The sequence below is a fragment of the uncultured Arthrobacter sp. genome, from assembly GCF_947495145.1.
Lineage (GTDB): Bacteria > Actinomycetota > Actinomycetes > Actinomycetales > Micrococcaceae > Arthrobacter_D.
Genome location: NZ_CANLXP010000011.1, coordinates 80,446 through 103,334, shown reverse-complemented (window position 1 = coordinate 103,334; position 22,889 = coordinate 80,446). Strand labels below are relative to the sequence as shown.

Below are 22,889 nucleotides of genomic sequence, written 5' to 3'. Positions count from 1 at the left end.
GCACCAGCACCAGCACCCCAGCACCAGCACCCGCACCACCCAAGCCTCCGAAGGACAACCATGAGTTCGGCTACCGCCACCACCGGCCCGCTGCTGCTGACGCAGCGTCGGATCTGGATCATCTTCTCCGCCCTGATTGCGGGGATGCTGCTCTCCAGCCTCGACCAGACGATCGTCTCCACCGCCATGCCGACCATCGTCGGCGAGCTCGGCGGCGTTGAGCACCAGACCTGGATCACCACGGCGTACCTGCTCGCCACCACCATCGTCATGCCCATCTACGGCAAGTTCGGCGACGTGCTCGGGCGCAGGAACCTCTTCCTCTTCGCGATCGCACTGTTCACGATCGCCTCCATCGGCTGCGCCTTCGCCACCGACTTCTGGGGCTTCGTCATCTTCCGCGCCATCCAGGGCCTGGGCGGCGGCGGCCTCATGATCCTCTCGCAGGCAATCATCGCGGACATCGTTCCCGCCAACGAGCGCGGAAAGTACATGGGCCCGCTCGGCGGCATTTTCGGCCTCTCCGCTGTGGCCGGACCACTCCTCGGCGGCTACTTCGTTGACCACCTGACCTGGCAGTGGGCGTTCTACATCAACATCCCGATCGGTATCGCCGCGTTCCTCGTCGCGTGGTTCGCCCTCACTCTGCCCAGCAAGAAGTCCACCCGGAAGATCGACCTGCCCGGCGTCCTACTGCTCTCCATCGCCACCACCTGCCTCATCTTCTTCACCGACTTCGGAGCCGATTCAGAGCACGGCTGGGGCTCCTCCCTCACCTGGGCCTTCGGGATCGGCATGGTGCTCGCGGCGGCCGGCTTCATCATGGCCGAGCGCCGCGCCGAGGATCCGATCATCCCGCTCGGACTCTTCCGCAACCGGGTCTTCGTCAACAGCACCGCCATCGGCCTGACCCTTGGCCTCGGCATGTTCGCCGCACTGGCCTTTGTGCCGACGTTCCTGCAGATGTCCTCCGGAACCTCCGCCGCGGCATCGGGCCTGCTGATGCTGCCCATGATGGTGGGCCTGATGGGCACGTCCATCTACTCCGGTATTGCCATCTCCCGTACCGGGAAGTACAAGCTGTACCCAATTCTGGGCACCTCGCTCACCATCGCCGCCCTGGTCTGGATGACCACCCTCACCGCGGCCACTCCCGTCTGGGTCATCTGCGTGCAGCTGTTCTTCTTCGGCGCGGGGCTGGGCCTGATCATGCAGGTGATTGTCCTCGTCGTCCAGAACGCGGTCCCCGCCACCATGATCGGTACCGCCACGAGCACCAACAACTACTTCCGTGAAGTAGGTGCCTCCCTCGGGGTTGCGGTTTTCGGTGCGATCTTCACGAGCCGGCTCACTGAATCACTGACGACGGCGTTTGCCGGCTCCGGTGCCTCCGCGGAGCAGGCCGACCAGTCGGCTGCAACCCTTAGCCCTGCGGCGCTGGCCCAGCTGCCCGAACCGTTGCAGGATGCCGTCGTCGAGGCCTATGCCCAGTCACTCGCACCCGTGTTCTGGTACCTCGTGCCGTTCCTGGTGATCGCACTGATCCTCGCGATCACGCTGAAGGAGATCCCGCTGTCGGAAACGTCCGGCATGGTCGCCCGCGGCGAAGCCGTCGGCGGGGAGGAAGCCGAGCGGATGGAACGCGAACTCGCCGCAGCCCGGAGCGGAGCCAAGGCCGAGGCGACGAGCGAGGCCAAGAGTCCCCGTTGATTTGGCAGGACACGCCCCGAATGGCGACCCAAAAGGGGCGTGTCCTGCCAAATCAACGGGAGGGGTCAGCGCACGAAGTCGGGTATGCCGGTCGAATAGCGCGCGTTCTCGGCGTGCTTGCGATGCAGCGGGTTGAGCGGCGGCAGGTCGTCCAGGGAGAACCACTGGACGTCCATGGACTCGTCGTCGTTCACCCGCGCCTCCCCTGAAACGTAGCGGCACCGGAACACCAGGCTCAGAAACCTGCACACGTCCTGGTTGGGGAAGATCACAGGGCCGACGACGTCGATACTCACCAGATGCTCCACCTCGACCGACACTCCGGTCTCCTCCTCCACCTCACGGACAATCGCCGGGGCGGGCTCTTCGCCCGGCTCGATCATTCCGGTGATGAGGGTCCACTGGCCAGTGTCGGCGCGGCGTCCGAGCAGGACGCGACCGTCGTCGTCGTACACCACCGCCGCTGCTCCGGGAAGCCACAGCGGATCATGGCCGATCTTGGAACGAAGGTCCTGGACGAAGTCGGGAATAGGCATATTACTCAGCCTAGTGCGAGGACCAGCCCCGCCCCGACGATCATGAACGGCCCGAACGGAATGGCCGTCTTGGCGTTACCCCGGCGGCTGACAATGAGGAGAACGCCCCACAGCCCGCCGAGGAGGAAGGCTGCGAACGTGCCCCACAGCAGGAACGACCAGCCCACAAAACCGAGGTACAGCCCCAGCACTCCGGCGAGCTTCACGTCGCCGAAGCCCATACCTGCCGGGTAAATCAGTCTCAGGACGAAGTAGAAGACCCAGAGCACCGCCGCCCCGCCGGCCAGGGAAACCAGCCTCCCCCAGTCCTGGGCTGCGAGGGCCGCCGCGATCAGCAGCACAGCGGCAGCCGGGTAGGACGGAAAGATGATGCGGTTGGGGAGCCGGTGCGTCAGGATGTCGATCACGCTCAGCCAGATCCCGATCACCGCGAGCAGCGCCAGCGCGAGCGCACACAACCAGAACGCCACGGGCGCGGTGTCCCAGTACTCCCCCATCAGCGCCAGCATGTGCCTACCGTAGCCGAATCACGGGCGGCGAACTCAAACGCCGGGCTTACACTGTGGATATGTCCGCCTCAAGCGGTTCGAACCCGGCGAGCCTCTTCCGATCCCTCTGCCGTTCCTCGCCGTGGCGCTGGGAAACGGTCCGGTTCTCTGTGGCCTGGATCAGCACTGACGGAGAGTCGGACCCGCTGCGAGCGTGGGTGCGCCGACCGCAGGCATTGCGGGTGGAGACTCTGGACGGAACCCTCCTCCACAGCAGTACCGGCAATGAGCACTCCCGCGATTCCTTCTACGTCAGCGCGAGCAAGGCCTCCTGGCTCGTGGCGCCGAATCTGGTCAGTCCCGTGTACAACGAGGCAGGTTACGTCCACCGCCGCCCCAAGGCCGCCTACGGTGAGCCGGCCTTCGGCGATCCGCGCTGGGCCGCCATGCTGGACCCGGTGGAGCTGGCCGGCGACGCTCCAGTCCCCTACGAAACACCGTTCGCAAACCGTGTCGAACTCGAAGACATCACCGAGGACGTCCATGAGGGCCGGCGCGTCCTCGCCGCCACCGCAAGCCCGAATGTCTCCTACCAGCCGTTCACGCCGGGACGGCCGCTGATCGGGTCAGGCCGCACCCGCGTGCTGGTCGACGTCGCCACCGCCATCTGCGTGTCGACGACGGCGCTCGACGGACCCCTTGAAGGCTGCGGCCACCGGCTGGCCATCAGCGGAGTCGACGAGTACATGACCGATGATCTGTTCACCGACGCCCCGCCCACGCTCACTGATGTCCGTGACCATATCCCGTGGCAGGTCGGCTGACCCGCCACGGGATACAGCCCTAGATTTCCGCACCCTCCAGCAGGTCCGTCACCAATGCTGCGATCGGCGAGCGCTCCGAGCGCGTGAGGGTGATGTGGCCGAAGAGCGGATGCCCCTTGAGGGTTTCGACGACCGCGGCAATGCCGTCATGCCGGCCCACCCGCAGGTTGTCCCGCTGCGCGACGTCGTGAGTGAGGACAATCTTGGAGTTCTGCCCGATCCGGCTCATCACGGTCAGGAGCACGTTCTTCTCGAGCGACTGCGCTTCGTCCACGATCACAAAGGAATCGTGCAGCGACCGCCCGCGGATATGGGTCAGCGGCAGGACCTCCAGCATCCCGCGGTCCATCACCTCCTCCACAACCTCCTGCGAGACCAGCGCACCGAGCGTGTCGAAGACGGCCTGCGCCCAGGGGTTCATCTTCTCGCTCTCGCTGCCCGGCAGGTAGCCCAACTCTTGCCCGCCCACCGCGTACAGCGGGCGGAACACCACAACCTTGCGGTGTTCACGCCGCTCCAGCACCGCCTCAAGACCGGCGCACAGCGCCAACGCCGACTTTCCGGTGCCCGCCCGTCCGCCGAGGGACACGATGCCCACCTCCGGGTCCATGAGCAGGTCAATCGCGAGCCGCTGTTCCGCCGACCGTCCGTGCAGCCCGAACACGTCGCGATCACCGCGCACCAGCCGCACCTGCTTGTCCGCCCCCACCCGGCCCAGTGCTGAGCCCTTCCCGGAGTGCAGGATCACCCCGGTATTCGCGGGCAGCTCAGCGGCGGCCGGCAGGAAGACGGGCTCATGCGCATAGAGGGTGTCGACGTCGTCGTCCAGGGTGCCCAGCTCCGCCACTCCGGTCCAGCCGGAATCCTTCACGAGCTCGTTGCGGTACTCATCAGCCTGCAGACCCATGGCGGAGGCCTTCACGCGCATCGGCAGGTCCTTGGACACCACGGTGACGTTGCGGCCCTCGTCGGACAGGTTCTTGGCCACGGCGAGAATCCGGGAGTCATTGTCGCCGCTGCGGAAGCCGACGGGCAGCACCTCGGTGGAGACGTGGTTGAGCTCAACGCGGAGGGTCCCGCCCTCGGAGCCCAACGGAATGGCCTGGTTCAGCCCGTTGTGCTGCACCCTCAGGTCATCGAGGAGCCGCAGCGCCTTGCGGGCGAAGTAGCCCAGCTCGGGGTCATGGCGTTTGCCTTCGAGTTCGGTGATGACCACGATCGGCAGGATCACCTCGTGTTCAGCAAAGCGGGTGATCGCCAGCGGGTCTGACAGGAGCACCGAGGTGTCCAGCACGTAGCTGCGGCTGCCGAGGCTCTCGACAACAGAAAGGCCCGCCGCTGCGAGAACTTGTTCGTCCTGCGCTGCCGGGCGGGCCTTGTTGTTGCTGATCGTGTCGCTTGCTGGTCGCTGGGTTGGGCGAGATGTGGCCACTTCAACTCCACTTCCCCGGGCGGCGGGCGCCCGGGAATATCTAGGGCTTGGGTGAGGCGGGCCGGCCAGAAAGCCGAGCACGGCCTTCCCTTCTCAGAGCGTGTGCGGATGGGCACGTTGCCTGCATCGGTGGCCTTTCCGAACAGCCGACGGGTGCCGTCTGTTGCAACAGACATTACGCCCGCGAACGACGACGGCTGCGCCGCTTACGCGCGCGTGTCGCGTGAACGTCCGGTGAAGGAAAGGAACGCAGTGCTAGCAGCCGAAGCGGCGCTGCCGGCGTCCGTAATCGCGCAGGGCGCGAAGGAAATCGACCCGCCGGAAATCCGGCCAGAGCGCTTCGCAGAAATAGAACTCGCTGTACGCGCTCTGCCACATGAGGAACCCTGAAAGCCGCAGCTCGCCCGAGGTCCGGATCACGAGGTCCGGGTCCGGCTGGCCGCGCGTATAGAGGTACTCGGAAATCTGCCCGACCGACAGATTCTCGGCGACATTGGCCAGTGAAGAGCCTTCGGAGTCCGCGTGCAGCAGCAGTTCCTTGACGGCGTCGACAATTTCCCGCCGCCCGCCGTAGCCCACGGCGACGTTGACATGGAGCCCTTCGATGCTTGCCGTTCGCTGTGCGAGCTCGGTGACCTTGGCGGCCAGGTGCTCCGGCAGGAGGTCGAGGGCGCCGACCGGCTGGACACGCACGGTCCGCGTTTCGCCAAGCCGGTCCAGGGTGTTTCCGATGATGTCGAGGAGCTGCTCGATCTCCTCCGCCGATCGGTTCATGTTGTCCGTGGAGAGCATGTAGAGCGTGACCATCTCGACGCCGAGCTCACGGCACCAGCCGAGGAATTCGAGGATCTTGTCCGCGCCGGCCTGGTGGCCATGCTGCGTCGGAGCGCCCGCGAGCTTTGCCCAGCGGCGGTTGCCGTCAACCATGACGCCGATGTGGTGCGGGATACGGTCTGCTGCCAGGGACCGCTGGAGTTTGCGTTCGTAGAAGTTGTAGGCAAACGAGGGGAACATCACGGCAGCGCCCACCTGTCCTTCCGTTGAGCTGGCGAGGAGTCTGTTCCTACCGTACCGGCACCCGCTGCACGGCGGTACGGAACGCCTTGTTACTCGTTAGTAACTTAGCGGCCTGTCGGCTAGAATTCCGTCATGAGCCGACGCGTTTCCCCCCTGCCCGGCGGGCACGATTCCCCGCAGAATCGGGACGAATCGGCCCCCGTCGACGGCCCGGTGGAATCGGCCGTCGAACGCGCTGCAGACGCGCTGAGCATCAAACCCAAGTGGCGGGGCTGGATTCACCTCGGCGCCACTCCGCTCGCGGTTGCGGCCGGGATTGTCCTCATCGTCCTTGCACCCACCACGGCCGGAAAAATCACCTCTGCGGTCTACGCGTTCACCGGCGTCCTGCTCTTCGGCGTCAGCGCCATCTACCACCGCGGTAACTGGCAGCCGCGCACCAAGGTGGTCCTCAAACGGCTGGACCACACCAACATCATGCTGGTCATTGCCGGCAGCTACACGCCGCTTTCCTGGGCGCTGCTTCCGCAGGACAAAGCCACCTTCCTGCTCTGGCTGATCTGGTGCGGGGCCATCGCTGGAGTGCTCTTCCGCGTGCTGTGGGTCAACGCTCCGCGCTGGCTCTACGTCCCCATCTACATTGCACTGGGGCTCGCGGCGCTACTGTTCCTGCCCGACTTCCTCGTCGCCAGCGTCCCGGCCACCATCCTCATTCTCGTGGGCGGAGTGTTCTACATCGCCGGTGCTGTGATTTATGGCCTGAAGCGGCCCAACCCGAGTCCGCAGTGGTTCGGTTTCCACGAGCTGTTCCACGCGTTCACCGTCGCAGCGTTTGCCGCGCACTTCATCGCCATCATGATCGCGGTCCTGAACCCGATCCGCTAGCACGCTCACCGGTCTGCTCACAGTCTTAGGTGCCCAGCAGCTCTACCAGCTCCCCGACGGTCGCGACCGGCCGCCTGCACATTATCGCCTGGCACACATGAGCCAGAGGAGCGCCGTCGTCGGCAGCTTTCCGGCCGGTCAGCAATGGGACGACGCCGATGGCCCGTGGGAATGCATGGCGTTCGGCCAAGGAGATACTGGAAGCTCTCGCTCAGCCAGACCGTGAGCCACCTCACTGACCAAGATTCGTTCGAAAGCGAAGCGGCGACGTCGGTCCGCCTGAGATGATTACCAGCATGGGTGAAGAGATCTGGAGGTTCGGCGCCATCGAGGCAGCCGAGGCTGCGCGGCAAGTTGTTCACCACGATCCAGACGCACCATGGGAGCGCATCCCCATTCCGGCCGATGCGGAGGCCGCTTCAGCAAGCGTCACCGCGCTCGCTGCGGAGTTCCTGAAGCTCCCGCCAAGCATCCGTGGTGCCCTGGGACGAGCAACGGGCAACGCGGCTCAGCTGTCGGATGACCGTCTACAAGGGCTCGCCGAGCTGCTGCAGAACGCCGACGACGAAGGCGCGGACAGTGCTTTTTTCGTGGTCGACGAGGACCGGCTGCTCTTCGGACACAACGGCAGCGACTTCACGTTGCCGGATGTCTGGGGCCTAACGATCCCGTGGCTCAGCGAGAAGACCGGCAAGGCCGAGAAGCTTGGGCGATTCGGCATCGGCCTCAAGACGCTACAGTCGCTCTCGGAAACCTTGGAAGGACACAATGGTCCTTTCCACATTTCGGCTCGGGCGAAGCGCCATGCAGCCGCTGAACGATGATCCACGTTGGCCGAACAAGCCTACATCTGCTACGACCGTCGTCGTCGTGCCCTTTCAACACGGTGGCTTCAATCGTGGGGAGACGCCGGCCTGCTCTTCTTGCGCACCCTGCAAACGGTCACCCTGCTCGATCCTCATGGGCAAGCCCTGACCCGTCTGGCCGTGGGCCGCCGAGACGCGGCAACGCTAAACCTTGCAGGCGGCGAGGCCAACAGGGTGACAGTTACAGCTGACGACGACCGGTCTTGGCTGCTCTATTCGCGCAGCGCAAAGAGTCCTGTCGGGCACCGCGCGGGCAAGTCCCACCACGAAACGACACCTGTGGCTGTGGCGTTCCCGAGGTTCGTCGGCGACGAGGAACACGTCCATGTTGGCCTGCCGGTCCGATCGGTAGGCCTGCCCTTCCGCTTCGCAGGCCAGTTCGATCCGCTCGCCAACCGCCGCGGCCTAGCCGATAGCGAGTGGAATCTCGACCTCGTCGGGCTCGTGGTTGACCTGTGGCTGGACGCGGTGCTCGACCTGTTTCGCATCGATGCCAGCAGCGCCTGGGCAGCGGTTCCGCTCATCGAGGAGTACAAGGCAGACGCCCTTTCGGCTGGTCAACTCAACGACGCCCTCAGCGGTACGCTGATGACTGAGTCGCTCCTCGAACTGGCGGAGCGACTTTTGCTCATGGGCCGCGACAGTACCGAGCACCCTTTACGGGATCTCGCTTTCGAGACACCCGATTTGACCGGCATCCTAACCGACGAGGACATCCGCGCTCTCGCTGGCACCCCGACGTCTTTACCGCTGCTAACCGGTCTGGCGACGGCCGGTGGCGGGACGTCATCTCTAGCCTCGCCAACCTCGGGGCAACGACTCCGGCCTTGGTCGACGTCACGACCGCAGTTCAACTCCTGAACGCCGAGGACCGAACGATTGAGTTCACTGCAGATCTAACGGCGGCTGTGGTCGCGGTGAGTAACCTCGAGGATGCGGAGGACGAGGACTTGACGAAGGAACTCATCTCCTCAACCTGCCTCATCCTCGACGACGGCCGCAGGATATGCCCAAAAGACGCAAGCGATCTGGGAGTACTCCTTCCCGATGACGCCTCGGTGCTTTGGTCCACGCTCGGAATCGGCGTCCAACTACACCATACCTACATCGAACGTCCAGTGTGGAGCGAGGTCGCAGATTGGCTGCACGGCATCGACGCGTTGCGACGGACGGCGACCGATGACGACGCACTACGAGTCCTGGCTCGCGCGGGGCGGATGGATGTGGAACTGCCCGAGCCGCTCACCGATAGTCACGCCCATGCGCTTCGTGCGGCACTTGAGTCCGTTGACGAGTCGAAGCGTCCTGAGCTGGGGGCGGGGATCGGCCGCGCCATCCGGTTTGAGGCGACGGTGTACCAAGCCGACGGTAAACGGTCACAAATATTCGCCCGGCCAGCAGACTCGTACTTCATTGAGAAGGACAAGAACAGTTGGTCGAACGCCGCGAAGAAGACTCCCCGGCTGGTGTGGCTTCACCGCCGCTACTCAGAGTCACTTCGCACCCCAGCGGGTCGAGCGGGCATAGGCGCTCAAAAACTCTTCCGTCTGCTCGGCGCCGAAAGCGTGCCGAGGCTGGAGGTACTCCCCAACAACGATGCCTTTTACAAAAAGTACGCGTATCACGACTCGGGCCTGTGGAAGACAGCGCCCGGCTCGCCAGCGCGACGCAGGAAGCAACTGGACGAGGTCGGAGCTCAGTGCACATTGGATGACCGTGCCTCCCCCGACCTTGAAGCGGTCCTCGCCGACATCGCTGGTGAAAGGAATGCCTCTCGCCGCCGGGAGAGGGGGAACGCGCTCGTCGGCTCCCTTGCTCGCAACTGGGATCGACTCGAGCCACACGCAAGGGTTGCGGCCGCAAATCCGGACAACGGCTGGAGGCCCCAGGGTGAGGTGGACGCCTGGTGGGTAAGCCAGGCTGCCTCGGTCGCATGGTTGACGAACGGGCGCGGTCGCCCTGCGGCCCCAGGTCAACTGCGCTTCAAAACGCTCACGAATGAGGCCATGCACGGTGCTGACCCCGCCCTTTATCTGGCCGGCAGCCACGACCTTCCATCGCATCGCAACGTGCTCACTGCTCTCGGAGTAGAAGGCAACCCGGCTGTCGCAGCACTGTTAGGCAAGCTCTCAGAAATCCGGGCAGCGCATCTTGCCGGGCAGTCCTTGCACTTCGATCAACGAGACGCCCATCCGATGACGGCACCAGAGGCTACCGACCTCGCCGCACCCTTCTACCAAGCGCTCGCTGCCGAGGTTCATAGCGGCGGGATCCAGCGTGTGGGCAACATGCAAGCCAGCGTACTCCGCAACTACTTCGACCGCGGAGACGGGTTGATCATCACCAACCTCGGGTGGAGACGCACGGCCCTGACGCGGTCCGGCGCTCCAATATTCGGTGATTTGGCAGCGTTCGTCCCCGCAGTGAGCGGCACCGAGCCGCTATGGACTGCGCTGGGAGTTCGAGGCCCGACTGCGGACGACGCGAAGGTCGTCATCAAGAAACTCGCCGGAACTCGGCCGATGAGTACAGATGAGCGGCAAATCATGCTTGAAGCGCTTCGAGTCCTCGCCCGAACCCCACCCGATCGCCTCGGGCTGTTGCGGCGTCAACCCGTTTACGTTGGGAGCGGCTGGTTGAGCAAGCGTCCGGTTTACGCCGTAGAAAACCCGCTTCTCGCCAAAGCGCTTCTGACGACGGTGCCGATTTGGCAACCCGGCGGGCAGCTCACCCAACTCAAATCCCTGATCGAGCCGCTCGCACTCACTCCGGTTCACGGTGACCACGCGCATGTCCTGCACGAAAACGCGGCCATCCATGACGTAGATCTCACCGAGACATTCGGCCGCGCCGTGCGCAATCTTCAGACCGACCTGACACTGAGCGCACCGCGAACTGCGGAAACGATCAGCGTCACCTGGGAAGAACTCGGCGAGTTTCAAGTCGCCTTGCTGCCCGATCTTCGAGTGCAGGTCAACCTACCGGACAGCGCTGGCCACCCAGTGTCGCTACCTGCCTGGTTGGACGTACACCGAAAGACCCTGTTCATCCGCTCTCCCGAGGAGGCCAGCCGGGCGCGGAGCGGCGGCTACGCGATCGCGTCCAGCTTCCGGACCAGCCCACGCGAGCTTGCGCACGCATGGCTGGCCGCTTGGGCCGATGCGGAGGCAGGCGCACAGGCGGAGCTCGTGGTGTCCGCTGCCGCGCGTGCGGCCGAAGAGAAGCTCCGCCGGGAGAGGAGCCAGGCTGCGTTGGTCTCGCTGCCCACATCGGCCGGGGACCAGCAGACGCGACCGGCGCGAAGGCCGAAGAAGGGCGCCAGTCTCAATCAAGGGGCGCCGGGGAATCACCAGCCGCTCCCGAGGGCCCGCACACTCGTCGATCCAGGTGCCTTGGTCCTCCAGGAGACGGCTGGCGAGCTCATCGTCGGGGTACCTCCAGGCGAGGAATCAACGGAATTCCCAGGGCCGGGCACTTCTTCCCCTTCCGGAAATGTGAAACTGAAGGAACCGAAACTCGACCACCCCAAGCAGGCAAACAGCGGCGGCAGAGGGCCTCAAAACTACACCGCAGAGGAGCGCGAGACCGCCGGAATGGCACTTCTGCGCACTGTTGTCGCTGGCGACGACTGCATCCTCACAGACGTGCGTCATCAACACAACGTGGGTGCTGACGCCGTCGACAACCTTGGCCGGTACTACGAGTTAAAGGTGCACCAGGGAGCGATTCCCGACACCGTAAAGCTCGAGGACAGTCAGATCCAAAGAGCCATGACCACAGACGACTTCTATTTAGTCCTCATAGGCAACGTGGAGGAAGGGCAAGGGAAGCCAGAAGTCCGAATTATCCACGATCCGCTCCACCACCTTGAGGTGCAACCTCAAGGCGCCGTCCATCTCACAGGGGTTCTATCTGCAAAGGTAGCGCGGTCATGGTTATTTGAGCAGGTCGCTGAAGATGACGTCCGGGAGCCGGACACGGAGTAACGCACAGCATGCGGCAATGGTAATTCCCGGAAACTGCCAACCTCCACCTTTGACGGAACTCAGCTAATATCGAGAAATGCCAACCACACGGCGTGCGCTGACCATGCCACCCGACGGATACGGACCTGAGCCCGCCTCCGAGCGGGATGTCATGCTGCAAGCAAGCAGGCGGCTGCAGGCGACTCTGCCAGCGGACTGGTCCGTCAAGGTCGTAACCATCACCGGTGATGAAGAGAATGCTCGTCTCGAACTCAAGCGCTTCGACTCGCCAGTCCTCACGTTCCGAGTCGAGATCAAGCGAACGATCACGCGCGCCAGCGCACTCTTCCTATTGGGCAAGCAGCGCTACATTTTCGAACGCTTGGCCCGCCAGGAGTCCGAGGATCGGGCCCAGGGGATGCTCGCGACTCGCTACCTCAGCCCGCCGATCCAGGATCTGCTCCGGGAGCGCGGGGTCTCCTATATCGACGCGACGGGAAACATTTTCCTGAACTCGCAGGACCCGCTGGTCTTTATCTCCGAGCGAGGTGCGAACGCCGATCCCTGGCGGAGCGCCGGTCGACCAACTACCAGCCTCAAGGGCCTGCCGGCCGCACTGATGGTTCGGGCCCTGGCTGACTACGCACCACCGCTCACGGTCCCCGAGCTAGCCAAGGTTGCTGGGACATCAATGGGCGCCGCCTACCGTCTGGTCGAGTACCTGACGAACGAAAGCCTGATCACGAGGGAGGACCGCGGACCGATCACGACGGCGGACTGGCCGGAACTCCTGCGTCGTTGGAGCCAGGATGCTCGATTCCTCGATACAAACAGGACCCATGGCTACCTCGAACCCCGAGGCATCAGCGCTCTCACAACGAAGCTGCGGGAACTGTCCGATGCGCAGTCCTACGCGGTCAGTGGCTCTTTAGCAGCGCAGCCTTACGCGCCGTACGCCGAGCCTCGGCTGGCGTTGCTTTATTCAACGGACCCGGAGGTATTGGCGGAAAGGCTCGGACTCCGCCCGGTAGAGAGCGGAGCGAACGTCATCGTCGCTTCCCCGAGATCTCCCGTCGTCTTCGACCGCACGACCACCTGGCAAGGAATCAAAATCGTTGCACCGAGCCAGGCTGCGGCGGACCTGTTGGGCGGGCCGGGACGAAACCCCTCAGAAGGCGCGTTCCTGCTCGAATGGATGGAGGAGAACCCGGATGCCTGGCGACGAGAACTTGATCGTTGAAGCCCGCGCTGCACTACTGGACGCCGCAATCGCGCTCCGGGCCCACAGCGACTCCATCATCCTGATCGGTGCACAAGCGGTCCACCTTCGTACCGGCGCGGCATCGTTCGCACTCGCGGAGGCAACCAAGGACTCCGACTTCGCGATCGACGCTCGCAACCTCGGCGAGGACCCGCGGCTCGAGGAGGCGATGAAAAATGCTGGCTTCATCATCAACCCGACCAACCGACAGCCGGGTGCCTGGATGTCCCCGCGAGGCATTCCGGTCGACCTCATGATTCCGGAGCAACTGGCCGGAGGAACTGGCCGGCGAAGCGTGCTCATCCCGCCACACGACAAGAACTCGGCACGACGAGCCGCTGGGCTGGAGGCATCCGTCGTGGATCACTCGCCGATTGCGGTCGACTCTCTCAATGGCGACGGGCGAAGCGTCGTCATCGATGTCGCGGGGCCGGCGGCGCTCCTCGTCGCGAAGATGCACAAGTTGGGCGAGCGGGTCAGCACGCCCGATCGCTTGATCGACAAGGACGCCCACGACTGCTACCGACTCCTGGTCGCGACGTCCACCGCAGACATGGCTGCGACCATGCGACTCCTTCTCAATGAGGAGGTTGCGGGCGAGACCACCCGACAAGCGCTTGACTACTTCCGCGGACTCTTCGCAGACGGGCCTGAAGCGCTTGGGTCAATGATGGCCGGGCGTGCGGAGGAAGGCGTGGGTGATCCGGGCAACGTGTCTGCGGCTGTCGCCTTCCTTGCTCAGGACCTCTTGGCTGCCATGAAATAGGCGCGGGATCGCACTCCGAGGTGATCCACGCGAGGCTTCGGCTTATCTGCGCGGACGGAGCCGTTCAGCCATGGCTTAGGGCGCGTCTGGCCCGTGCTTGCCGCCGGGACCGCGGCGTTCGGCCGGTTCGCTGTTCCGCGTATCCGACGGGTGCGTCCCCGACGGGTGCGTCTCCGACGGGTGCGTCCCCGACGGCTGAGTCGCTGACTGCTGCCCAGCATCGCCTGCCCGGGCGCCGCCGGCCTGTTCAGCCTGCTCCGCCTCCAGCGCCATCTCCCGGTAGCGCACCCGGCGGATCCTGCGGGTCATGTCACGGATCAGGAAGATCACTGCAATCACCAGGAACAGGGTTGCCAGGAATCCGAGGAGCCCCGGGGTGACATCGGCCGGATCCAGCCCGGGGCGCAGTGAGGCGCCATCACCCGGCGTCGGCGTAGGCGTCACAGTTGCGGCCAGGGTCAGCAGGGAGAACACTCCAGAGCACCACTTTCACGAGGATTCATGGCGGAATAACGCCATGGGCCACTGAGGACCACTGAGTTTATTCTATGCCCGCGAAGAAATCCGTTTCGGGCAGTTCCTGTTGCACGCGGGAGTGGATCAGCGAGTAATCCTCCCAGGGCCAGACCTTGCGCTGCAGATCGGAGGAGACGGCGAAGAAGAAGCCTTTAGGCTCCACTTGGGTGCGGTGGGCCAGCAGGGCGCGTTCCCGGTGTTCGAAGAAGTCGCCGCAGTCGATCTGGGTAGTGGTGGGGTGAGTTGGGCGTGCAGGTTGGTGGCCTTCGGCGTCGGCTTCCAGCCAGGCGGCAATCCGTTCGGCATACGGCGACTGCAGTCCCGCTTCCTCCAGCGCGAAATGCAGGGCACGGAACCGCTCCGGATTGAACGCGCGGTCATAGTAGAGCTTCAGCGGAGTCCATGGTTCGCCGAGACCGGTGTAGCGGGACGGGTCGCCGGCGGCTTCATAGGCCTCCACCGCCACCCGGTGGGCCTTGATGTGGTCCGGGTGCGGGTAACCGCCGTTTTCGTCATAGCTGAGGATCACGTGCGGCCGGTATTCGCGGACCAGCTTCACCAGCGGCGCTGCGGCGCGTTCGAGAGGCTGCAGCGCAAAGCATCCGGGCGGCAACGGCGGCAGCGGATCGCCCTCGGGCAGCCCCGAATCAGCAAAGCCGAGCCAGCGGTGTTCAATACCGAGGGCCGCAGCGGCCTCGGCCATTTCCAGGCGGCGCAGGCCGGCGAGGTCACGGGCCGCGTGCGGCACCCCCGCCATCTCGGAGTTCAGGATGTCTCCGCGCTCGCCTCCCGTGCAGGTTGCCACCATCACGGACACTCCCGCTGCCACGTAGCTGGCCATGGTGGCCGCGCCCTTGCTCGACTCGTCGTCGGGGTGCGCGTGCACCGCGAGGAGGCGGTAACCGCCGTCGTTCGCTGCGCTTCCTGAAGGAGTAGCGGGAATTTGCTCCGGGCTGGGCACTGAATGCTCCTAAATCTTTCCTGGCTTGGCGAGGCTGATAGCCCCGGGGTGGGACGCAGGCCGACAAACCAAATGAACGAACCAAGGTAGCAGTTGGTAAACTGGAAGGGATGAGCACCCACCACGCGCCAGTACCAAGAGTAGCCAATCGCTACGGTGCGCCCAAGCCACAGCGGTCGGCCTCCGTCCATGGTCGCCTCAAGCGTTGGCCCATCTGGGTAGTTCTAGCCATGGCCGTCGTAGGCACCGGGATTTTCAGTATCTATGCAGGATCTTCGCCGGTCTCCGCAAAAGATGTGGGCTTCAACATCGGACCGTCGGGTGGAGCTAGGGTTGACTTCCAAGTGATCAAAGACCCAGCGGCCTCAGCACAGTGTGCCGTCCAAGTCCTAAATGAGTCGTACGCTGTTGTCGGCTGGACGGTGGTGGATATCCCTCCTACAGAAGGCAACGACACTCCGGACGGAGGCCGCACCACCTCCCACAGCGCCATCGTCCGAACCGAGTCCCTCGGTGTGACCGGCGGGGTCAACGCCTGCTGGATTCTCGACGAAGCCTGACCCGCAACAGCCAGTATTCCGCGCCGTTATTGGGTATTTGAACCTTGCTGTCTATAATGGACTGATACGTTCCGCCCCGCCCCAGCCGGTGAACCGCTCGAAAGAGTCCACCACGCAGGCGGGGTCTTTGCTTGTAGATGCCCGCATCACTGCAAAGACCGCAGCCGAATCCCGCTCAGGGGTTCGACGTACCTAAGGAGATATCGTGTCCACCAACAGCGCATCCGTCGCCTGGCTCACCAAGGAGTCCTACGAGCGCCTCAAGGCTGAGCTGGACCACCTGTCCGGCCCCGGCCGCACCGAGATCGTCGCCCGCATCGAGCAGGCCCGTTCGGAGGGTGACCTCAAGGAGAACGGCGGTTACCACGCAGCCAAAGAAGAGCAGGGCAAGGCCGAGGCCCGCATCCGTCAGCTCACCGAACTGCTGAACAACGCGCACGTCGGCGAATCGCCGGCTGATGACGGCATTGTCGAGCCAGGCATGCTGGTCGAGGCGAACATCGCCGGAGACAAGGAAAGCTTCCTGCTCGGCAGCCGCGAGGTAGCCGGTGACACCGATCTCGACGTCTACAGCGAGAAGTCCCCGCTCGGCGCAGCCATCCAGGGCCACAAGGCCGGAGACACCGTAAAGTACACCGCGCCCAACGGCAAGGAAATCACCGTCGAGATCCTGTCGGCGAAGCCCTACGCGGGCTAACTGTAGTTCTCAGCTAGCGCTGACGCTCGGTTAACCCTGACCCTCCACTAACGCTGACGCGGCAGGCGGCCGGTCCCGGAGGGGGCCGGTCGCCGTTTCAGTATCAGGGCAGCCAGCACTCCGCCGAGTGCACCGAAGAGGTGTGCCTGCCAGGAGACGTTGGACCCGAACTGGGGCAGCACACCCCACAGCAGCGAGCCGTACATCAGAAAGAGCAGCACAGCCAGGGCGATCTGCTTCCAGTCGCGGTTATAGAAGCCGCGCACCAGCAGGTACGCAAACAGCCCGAAGACAAGCCCGGACGCGCCGATTGTCACTCCGCCGCCGAAGATCCACACGCCAACACCCGAGGCCAGCCAACTCGCTCCCACAGCTACGGCAAAGCGGCGGGCGCCCTCGAGGAACGCAAGGAATCCCAGCACCAGCAGCGGCAGAGTGTTGCTGAACAGGTGACCGAAGTCGGCATGCAGCAGCGGTGCGAACAACACGCCGTCGAGCCCCTCCACTTCCCGCGGCACGATGCCGAGCAGCCGGATCAGGAAAAAGCCGGTGGCCGTGTTGACCAGGTGTACAGCCCAGAGCAGCGCAACGAAGACGACGACTGCCGTCAGCCCGCTCTTTGCCCTCTTCGCCAGCATGTCAGCCCTGGATGACGACTGGCTGAAAGCCCTCTGCGCGCAGGTTGTTCAGGACCTGCTCGCAGTGCTCCTCGCCCTTCGTTTCCATGTTGATGGTGATCGCTACATCCCCCATGCTGATTGAGCCGCCCACGCGGGTGTGGTCCACTCCGGTCACGTTGGCATCGGACTCGGCGATGATCCGCGAGATGGTGGCGAGCGAACCCGGACGGTCATCAAGCAGCATCCGCACTACCAGGTACCTTCCTGCGGCGGCCAGACCGCGCTGGATCACCTTCAGCATCAGCATTGGATCGATGTTGCCACCCGACAGCACGACGGCGGTGTTCCCCGGGTTGGCGCCGTTCTCGGTCAGTTTCCCGTCCAGCAGTGCCGCGATGCCCACCGCACCGGCGGGTTCGACCACCATCTTGGAGCGCTCGAGCAGGAAGATCAGTGCGCGGGCGAGCGAATCCTCGCTGACCGTGACGACGTCATCCACCAGTTCCCGGATGATGGAGAACGGAAGCTGCCCCGGCCGACCCACCGCAATACCGTCGGCGATCGTGGAGACCTTCTGCAGCGGAACCAGTGCGTCCGCAGCCAGCGACGGCGGGTAGGCTGCCGCATTCTCGGCCTGCACTCCAATGACGCGGATCTCCCGGCCCAGCTCACGGGCCCGGGCCTTGACGGCCACGGCGACGCCGGCCAGCAGCCCACCGCCGCCCACTCCCATCAGGATGGTGTCGACGTCGGGAACCTGCTCGAGGATTTCCAAACCGATGGTGCCCTGCCCGGCCACGACGTCCACATTGTCGAACGGGTGGACGAAGACTGCACCGTGCTCATCGGCGTACCGCTTGGCCTCGGTCAGCGCTTCATCGACGTTGTGCCCGTGCAGCACCACTTCGGCGCCGTGGCCGCGGGTTGCCGCGAGCTTTGGCAGAGCCACCCCGAGGGGCATGTAGATGCGCGCCTGGATACCCAGCCGGGCGGCCGCCACTGCAACGCCCTGCGCGTGGTTTCCTGCCGAGGCGGCCACGACGCCGCGAGCCCGCTCCTCCGCCGAGAGCCGGGCCATCCGGACGTACGCACCGCGGACCTTGAATGACCCCGCACGCTGCAGGTTCTCGCACTTGAGCGACACCTTCGCACCCGTCAGCCTGCCGAGCGCGCGGGAGTCTTCGATAGGGGTGTACGCAATGACGCCGTCGAGCATTTTCTGTGCTTCGAGGACATCCTCGAGGGTCACTGCCAGCTGGGCGAGATCGGTGGTCACGTTGAGGCTTCTTTCGGAGAGGTTTCCGGCGCAATTGATTCACCGGAAGGATGGGACGCAGGACTCGCGCCGGGTTCAGAAGATCGGGGCTGCGCGCCAACGGCAGGATCCGTCTCCCAGGCGCGGGCCGCTATGTAACGCACCACTGTGTTCAGGATGGCCAACAGCGGTACGGAAAAGAGTGCACCGGCAACACCGGCTACCAGCGAGCCGCCGGCTACTGCCAGCACCACTGCCAGCGGGTGCAGGGACACCGCCCTGCCCATGACGAAGGGCTGCAGGATGTGCCCTTCGACCTGCTGCACGAACAATACGATCGCAAGCATCACCAGCGCATTGACCCACCCGTTGGCCACGAGCGCCAGCAGGACCGCCACCATACCCGTGAACAGGGCGCCGAGGATGGGGATGAATGATCCCAGAAAGACCAGGACCGTCAGCGGGAGCACCAGCGGAACGTTGATGATGGCCGCTCCCAGGCCAATGCCGACAGCGTCGATGAAAGCGACAAGAATCTGCACCCGGACGTAGTTCGCCATCGAGGTCCAGCCCTGACGGCCCGCACCGGTGATCGCCGCCCGTGCCCGCCGCGGCGCAAGGCCGGCGAGAAAGCGCCAGATGCTGTCGCCGTCGTGCAGGAAGAAGATAAGCGCGAAAACTGTCAGCAACAGCCCGGCCAGGAAGTAGCCTGCGCTGGAGCCGAAGGAGAGGGCGCCGCTGACAATCACGCCGCTGTTGTTGTCTACCGCGTTGGCGACCTCGTCAATGAACCCGTCGATCTGGGACGAGGTGAGATCCAGCGGACCGTCCGACAGCCAGTCCTGCACCTGCTGGATACCCGCGAGCGCTTCCCCCCACAGGGAGGCGAAGCCGACGGCGAGCTGCTGTCCGACCAGCGACAGCGTGGCGGCAACGGCAAGCAGGAACCCTAGGACGATGACGGAGACCGCAATCCCGCCCGGTACTTTCCGGCGGCGCAGGAAGCTGACCGCCGGCGTCAGCAGACTGGAGAGGAGACCGGCGATCATCAGCGGGATCACGAGCAGCGAGATCTGACTCAGGAGCCACAGCAGCGCTGCGGACACCACAAGGACGAGACCGACGCGCCACGCCCAAGCCGCGCTGATCCGCAATGCGTACGGGACGTCCTCGCCTGCTGTGCGCACAGCGGGCACGGCAGGCACGGCGGGCACGGCAGGCCCGGCAGGCACAGCGGGCACGGCGGGCACGGCGGAGCCACCCTGATGCAAGGCTGGCTGCGCTTTTGGCCGCGGTGGACGCGTCATGGATCAATCTTTTCATAGCCGACCCACAAAGCCGTCTTTGCGAAGTGTTTGAATATGTTCGGAATCGTTGTATTTTGTTAAGCGCCTGTTGTTCCGTATTGATCAGCCCTGACCACGTACCCATCCTCCGGAGCCCACCATGCTCGCTGCCGATCGGCACGCTGCCATTCTCGCCAGGCTCGGCGTCCAGCGAACCGTCCGCGTCGCCGAACTTGCCGAGAACCTGGGCGTCTCCGAGATGACCATCCGACGCGACATCGACGGCCTCCATGCAGCCGGCGCACTGCGTAAGGTCCACGGCGGCGCGGCGTCACACACGGCTCTCAGCGCGCTGGAACCGGGATTCGGGGCCAACGCAGACCAGCGCACAGGTGCCAAGGAGTCGATCGCCGCGGCGGCAGCAGCGCTCATTCAGCCCGGCATGACGCTGGCGCTTACCGGCGGCACCACGACGTACCGCCTGATCGAGCACCTGTCCGGGCCGCTCACGGTGCTCACCAACTCCCTGCCCGCCGCAGAAAAGCTGCGCCGAAACGCTCCGCCCGGCGTCACCGTCCTGCTGACCGGCGGTGAGCGCTCCCCCTCCGAGGCACTGGTGGGACCCATCGCCACGTCAACTGTCCGATCCTTCAACGTGGACCTGTGCTTCATGGGCGCCCACGGCGTCGACGCCCAGGCCGGAATCACCACTCCCAACCTGGCCGAGGCAGACACCAACCGGGCGTTCGCCGAACAGTGCGGGCGCCTGGTGATCCTCGCCGACTCCACGAAGTTCGGCACGGTCAGCCTCGCGCGTATTGCCGGGATCGACCAGGTGCACTGCATTGTGACCGACTCCGAGCCCGATGACCCGCGCTATGCCCGCGCCACCAGCATTCTTGCTGCCTCCGCTCCCCCAACCAGTCCAACCTCCAATCCCCAGGACACACCATGACCCAGGTAATTCCTACCCGTCTCTCGGACGGGCGCGAACTGATCTACTTCGACGCCACCGAGGAAGCGGCGGCGCTGCACCGCGACGCTGCCGCCGTCGTCGACCATCGTGGGCTGCCGCCCCGCGGCGGCACGGGAGACGTACGCTACGACCCGCTGACCGGCGAATGGACGGCCGTGGCCGCCCACCGGCAGACGCGTACCCACCTTCCCCCGGCCGACCAGTGCCCGCTGTGCCCCTCCACAGCCAGCAATCTTTCCGAGGTTCCCGCTTCCGACTACGAGGTGGTGGTGTTCGAGAACCGCTTCTCCTCGTTTGGCCCCGACCTTGGGGAACTACCCGGCCTTCAGCCCGCTACCACAGGCTGGGGTACGACGACGCCGGCCTTCGGACGGTGCGAAGTGGTCGCCTTCGATTCCTCACACGAGGGCTCGTTCGGGTCCCTGCCGCCGGAGCGGGCGCGAACCGTCATCGAAGCCTGGGCACACCGGACCGAAGCACTCTCGGCGATGAAGGGCATCCGCCAGGTCTTTCCGTTCGAGAACCGCGGCGCGGACATCGGCGTCACCCTCCTGCACCCGCACGGGCAGATCTACGCCTACCCGTTCGTTCCACCGCGCGCTGCGCTGATGGGCCGGGAAGCACGCCGCTACTTCGATGCCGTCGACGGGCGCGAAACCCTCATGGGCTCGGTGCTGAAGTCCGAGCGGGAATCCGGCGAGCGCATGGTGCTCGAAGGCGAACACTTCAGCGCCTTCGTGCCGTTTGCTGCACGGTGGCCCCTCGAGGTGCACCTGGTGCCGCACCGCCACGTACCCGACATCGCTGCGCTTACCGGCGAGGAAAAGGACGAGCTGACCACGCTCTACCTTGACCTGCTGGCCCGCGTGGACGGCATCTACAGCACGCCGACGCCATACATTGCCGCGTGGCACCAGGCGCCCCTGGTTCCTGAACTGCGTGAAGCCGGCTATCTCCACCTGCAGCTGACCTCTCCCCGTAGGGCCGAGGATAAGCTGAAGTTCCTTGCCGGCTCGGAAGCAGCAATGGGCGCTTTCATCAACGACACCACTCCGGAGCAGGTTGCCGCCACCCTGCGCGCAGCGACCTCCGCAGGGAAGGAAACAGCATGACCCTCGTCCAGGAATTTGAGGATCGCTTCGGGCACGCGCCCATCGGAGTGTGGGCAGCACCCGGCCGCGTGAACGTGATCGGTGAGCACACTGACTACAACGACGGGTTCGTACTGCCGTTCGCCATTGACCGGGCCACTTCAGTGGCCGCATCCGTTCGCGAGGACTCCACCGTCCGGGTCAGCTCGACTTTCTCCGACTCCGGTGAGGTAATTGTCAGCGACCTGGACGAACTGTCTGCCGGCGACGTCGACGGTTGGGCCGCCTATCCGGTGGGAGTTCTCTGGGCACTGCGTCAGGCAGGCCACCAGCTCAAGGGCATGGACCTGCTGATCGACTCCCAGGTTCCGGTGGGAGCCGGTCTTTCCTCCTCCGCTGCCATCGAATGCGCAGTCGCTGTCGCCGCCAACGAGCTGTACGAACTTGGCCTGTCCGGTTCGGAGCTCGCGCTGATCGGCCAGCGCGCCGAGAACGAGATGGTCGGCGCACCCACCGGGGTCATGGACCAGTCCGCGTCACTGCTCGGCAAGGTCGGACACGCGGTGTTCCTCGACTGCCGAAGCCAGCATGCGGAGCTTGTTCCGCTGCCCTTGCAGGAAAACGGCCTGGCGCTGCTGGTGATCGACACGCGGGTCAGCCATTCCCACGCAACCGGCGGGTATGCAGCCCGTCGGCGCGCCTGCGAGATCGGTGCCGACGTGATGGGCGTCCGTGCGCTGCGCGACCTGAGTGAGGACGACCTCGAAGAAGCGTCCGGGCTGCTCGACGACGAGACCTTCCGTCGGGTGCGGCACGTTGTGACCGAGAATGCCCGGGTGCAGGCCGCCGTCGAACTCCTCCACGCGGAAGGACCGCAGGCAATTGCACCGCTGCTCGACGCCAGCCATGTATCCATGCGGGACGACTTCGAGATCTCCTGTGCCGAACTCGACCTCGCCGTTGAATCCTCCCGGAAAGCCGGTGCATTGGGCTCCCGCATGACCGGGGGTGGCTTTGGCGGCTCAGCCATCGCGCTGGTTCAGGTGGAGGACATCGACCGCGTCAGCTCCGCGGTCACAGCAGCCTTCGCCGAAGCAGGATTCACCGAGCCGGCCATCTTCGCGGTCTCCCCCGCTGAGGGAGCCGGCCGGGTTTCCTGACCCCACTGCCCTACCCT

The 22,889-nt window shown here is 64.9% G+C and carries 22 protein-coding genes; 13 read left to right on the top strand and 9 right to left on the bottom strand.

What is annotated here, in order from left to right:
* The first annotated feature begins 60 nt into the window (after positions 1-60).
* Positions 61-1,710, top strand: coding sequence for an MDR family MFS transporter (locus Q0877_RS10420; RefSeq protein ID WP_299167458.1), 1,650 nt, complete (start codon positions 61-63; stop codon positions 1,708-1,710).
* Positions 1,711-1,775: 65 nt separating this feature from the next.
* On the opposite strand, the gene Q0877_RS10415 is transcribed toward Q0877_RS10420, so the two are convergent.
* Both Q0877_RS10415 and Q0877_RS10410 read right to left on the bottom strand, forming a co-directional pair.
* A complete protein-coding gene (locus Q0877_RS10415; RefSeq protein WP_299167456.1) occupies positions 1,776-2,246 on the bottom strand; it encodes an NUDIX domain-containing protein in 471 nt (156 codons plus the stop codon).
* Between the two features lie 5 nt (positions 2,247-2,251).
* Complete coding sequence (locus Q0877_RS10410) at positions 2,252-2,755, bottom strand: A24 family peptidase (protein ID WP_299167454.1); 504 nt, start codon at positions 2,753-2,755, stop codon at positions 2,252-2,254.
* 59 nt (positions 2,756-2,814) lie between these two features.
* Between Q0877_RS10410 and Q0877_RS10405 the strand changes: the two genes are divergently transcribed.
* A complete protein-coding gene (locus tag Q0877_RS10405) occupies positions 2,815-3,558 on the top strand; it encodes a hypothetical protein (protein WP_299167453.1) in 744 nt (247 codons plus the stop codon).
* Between the two features lie 19 nt (positions 3,559-3,577).
* Here the strand turns inward: Q0877_RS10405 and Q0877_RS10400 are convergent, their stop codons facing one another.
* Positions 3,578-4,948: a PhoH family protein gene (locus tag Q0877_RS10400; protein WP_299167493.1), complete on the bottom strand. Its 1,371-nt coding sequence runs from the start codon at positions 4,946-4,948 to the stop codon at positions 3,578-3,580.
* A 297-nt stretch (positions 4,949-5,245) separates the two neighbouring features.
* A complete protein-coding gene (locus Q0877_RS10395) occupies positions 5,246-6,007 on the bottom strand; it encodes an isoprenyl transferase (RefSeq protein WP_299167491.1) in 762 nt (253 codons plus the stop codon).
* Between the two features lie 132 nt (positions 6,008-6,139).
* On the opposite strand from Q0877_RS10395, the gene Q0877_RS10390 reads away from it, so the two are divergent.
* From Q0877_RS10390 to Q0877_RS10365, 6 genes are all read left to right on the top strand, one after another.
* Positions 6,140-6,892, top strand: a complete 753-nt coding sequence (locus Q0877_RS10390; protein WP_299167451.1) for a hemolysin III family protein — start codon at positions 6,140-6,142, stop codon at positions 6,890-6,892.
* Between the two features lie 296 nt (positions 6,893-7,188).
* Positions 7,189-7,716, top strand: coding sequence for a sacsin N-terminal ATP-binding-like domain-containing protein (locus Q0877_RS10385; protein ID WP_299167450.1), 528 nt, complete (start codon positions 7,189-7,191; stop codon positions 7,714-7,716).
* Positions 7,717-7,722: 6 nt separating this feature from the next.
* On the top strand, positions 7,723-8,619 hold the full coding sequence (locus Q0877_RS10380) for a hypothetical protein (protein WP_299167448.1): 897 nt from the start codon (positions 7,723-7,725) through the stop codon (positions 8,617-8,619).
* Positions 8,586-11,744, top strand: coding sequence for a hypothetical protein (locus tag Q0877_RS10375; RefSeq protein WP_299167446.1), 3,159 nt, complete (start codon positions 8,586-8,588; stop codon positions 11,742-11,744). Before Q0877_RS10380 ends, Q0877_RS10375 begins: the two co-directional genes overlap by 34 nt.
* 76 nt (positions 11,745-11,820) lie before the next feature.
* Complete coding sequence (locus tag Q0877_RS10370) at positions 11,821-12,963, top strand: hypothetical protein (RefSeq protein ID WP_299167444.1); 1,143 nt, start codon at positions 11,821-11,823, stop codon at positions 12,961-12,963.
* Positions 12,935-13,750: a GSU2403 family nucleotidyltransferase fold protein gene (locus tag Q0877_RS10365; protein ID WP_299167442.1), complete on the top strand. Its 816-nt coding sequence runs from the start codon at positions 12,935-12,937 to the stop codon at positions 13,748-13,750. The genes Q0877_RS10370 and Q0877_RS10365 overlap by 29 nt, the downstream gene beginning before the upstream one ends.
* A 75-nt stretch (positions 13,751-13,825) precedes the next feature.
* On the opposite strand, the gene Q0877_RS10360 is transcribed toward Q0877_RS10365, so the two are convergent.
* Both Q0877_RS10360 and mca read right to left on the bottom strand, forming a co-directional pair.
* On the bottom strand, positions 13,826-14,215 hold the full coding sequence (locus Q0877_RS10360; protein WP_299167489.1) for a hypothetical protein: 390 nt from the start codon (positions 14,213-14,215) through the stop codon (positions 13,826-13,828).
* Positions 14,216-14,291: 76 nt separating this feature from the next.
* Positions 14,292-15,209 (bottom strand): mycothiol conjugate amidase Mca, encoded by a 918-nt coding sequence (gene mca / locus Q0877_RS10355; RefSeq protein WP_299167487.1) that lies wholly within the window; start codon positions 15,207-15,209, stop codon positions 14,292-14,294.
* 128 nt (positions 15,210-15,337) lie between these two features.
* On the opposite strand from mca, the gene Q0877_RS10350 reads away from it, so the two are divergent.
* On the top strand, positions 15,338-15,787 hold the full coding sequence (locus Q0877_RS10350; protein WP_299167440.1) for a DUF4307 domain-containing protein: 450 nt from the start codon (positions 15,338-15,340) through the stop codon (positions 15,785-15,787).
* 202 nt (positions 15,788-15,989) lie between these two features.
* Positions 15,990-16,484 (top strand): transcription elongation factor GreA, encoded by a 495-nt coding sequence (greA, locus tag Q0877_RS10345; protein ID WP_299167485.1) that lies wholly within the window; start codon positions 15,990-15,992, stop codon positions 16,482-16,484.
* A 47-nt stretch (positions 16,485-16,531) separates the two neighbouring features.
* On the opposite strand, the gene Q0877_RS10340 is transcribed toward greA, so the two are convergent.
* Genes Q0877_RS10340 through Q0877_RS10330 form a run of 3 tightly spaced genes read right to left on the bottom strand, consistent with a single transcriptional unit; the run spans position 16,532 to position 19,666 of the window.
* Positions 16,532-17,122, bottom strand: a complete 591-nt coding sequence (locus tag Q0877_RS10340; RefSeq protein ID WP_299167439.1) for a rhomboid family intramembrane serine protease — start codon at positions 17,120-17,122, stop codon at positions 16,532-16,534.
* Position 17,123: 1 nt separating this feature from the next.
* Complete coding sequence (gene ilvA, locus Q0877_RS10335; RefSeq protein ID WP_299167483.1) at positions 17,124-18,320, bottom strand: threonine ammonia-lyase; 1,197 nt, start codon at positions 18,318-18,320, stop codon at positions 17,124-17,126.
* 56 nt (positions 18,321-18,376) lie between these two features.
* On the bottom strand, positions 18,377-19,666 hold the full coding sequence (locus Q0877_RS10330; protein WP_299167437.1) for an AI-2E family transporter: 1,290 nt from the start codon (positions 19,664-19,666) through the stop codon (positions 18,377-18,379).
* 139 nt (positions 19,667-19,805) lie between these two features.
* Between Q0877_RS10330 and Q0877_RS10325 the strand changes: the two genes are divergently transcribed.
* Genes Q0877_RS10325 through galK form a run of 3 tightly spaced genes read left to right on the top strand, consistent with a single transcriptional unit; the run spans position 19,806 to position 22,872 of the window.
* On the top strand, positions 19,806-20,600 hold the full coding sequence (locus Q0877_RS10325; protein ID WP_299167435.1) for a DeoR/GlpR family DNA-binding transcription regulator: 795 nt from the start codon (positions 19,806-19,808) through the stop codon (positions 20,598-20,600).
* The gene (gene galT, locus Q0877_RS10320) at positions 20,597-21,733 is read left to right on the top strand and encodes a galactose-1-phosphate uridylyltransferase (protein WP_299167433.1); all 1,137 of its coding nucleotides are present in this window, start codon (positions 20,597-20,599) and stop codon (positions 21,731-21,733) included. Before Q0877_RS10325 ends, galT begins: the two co-directional genes overlap by 4 nt.
* Entirely contained in the window at positions 21,730-22,872 is a 1,143-nt protein-coding gene (gene galK / locus Q0877_RS10315; protein ID WP_299167431.1) for a galactokinase, read from the top strand. The genes galT and galK overlap by 4 nt, the downstream gene beginning before the upstream one ends.
* Positions 22,873-22,889: the final 17 nt, after the last annotated feature.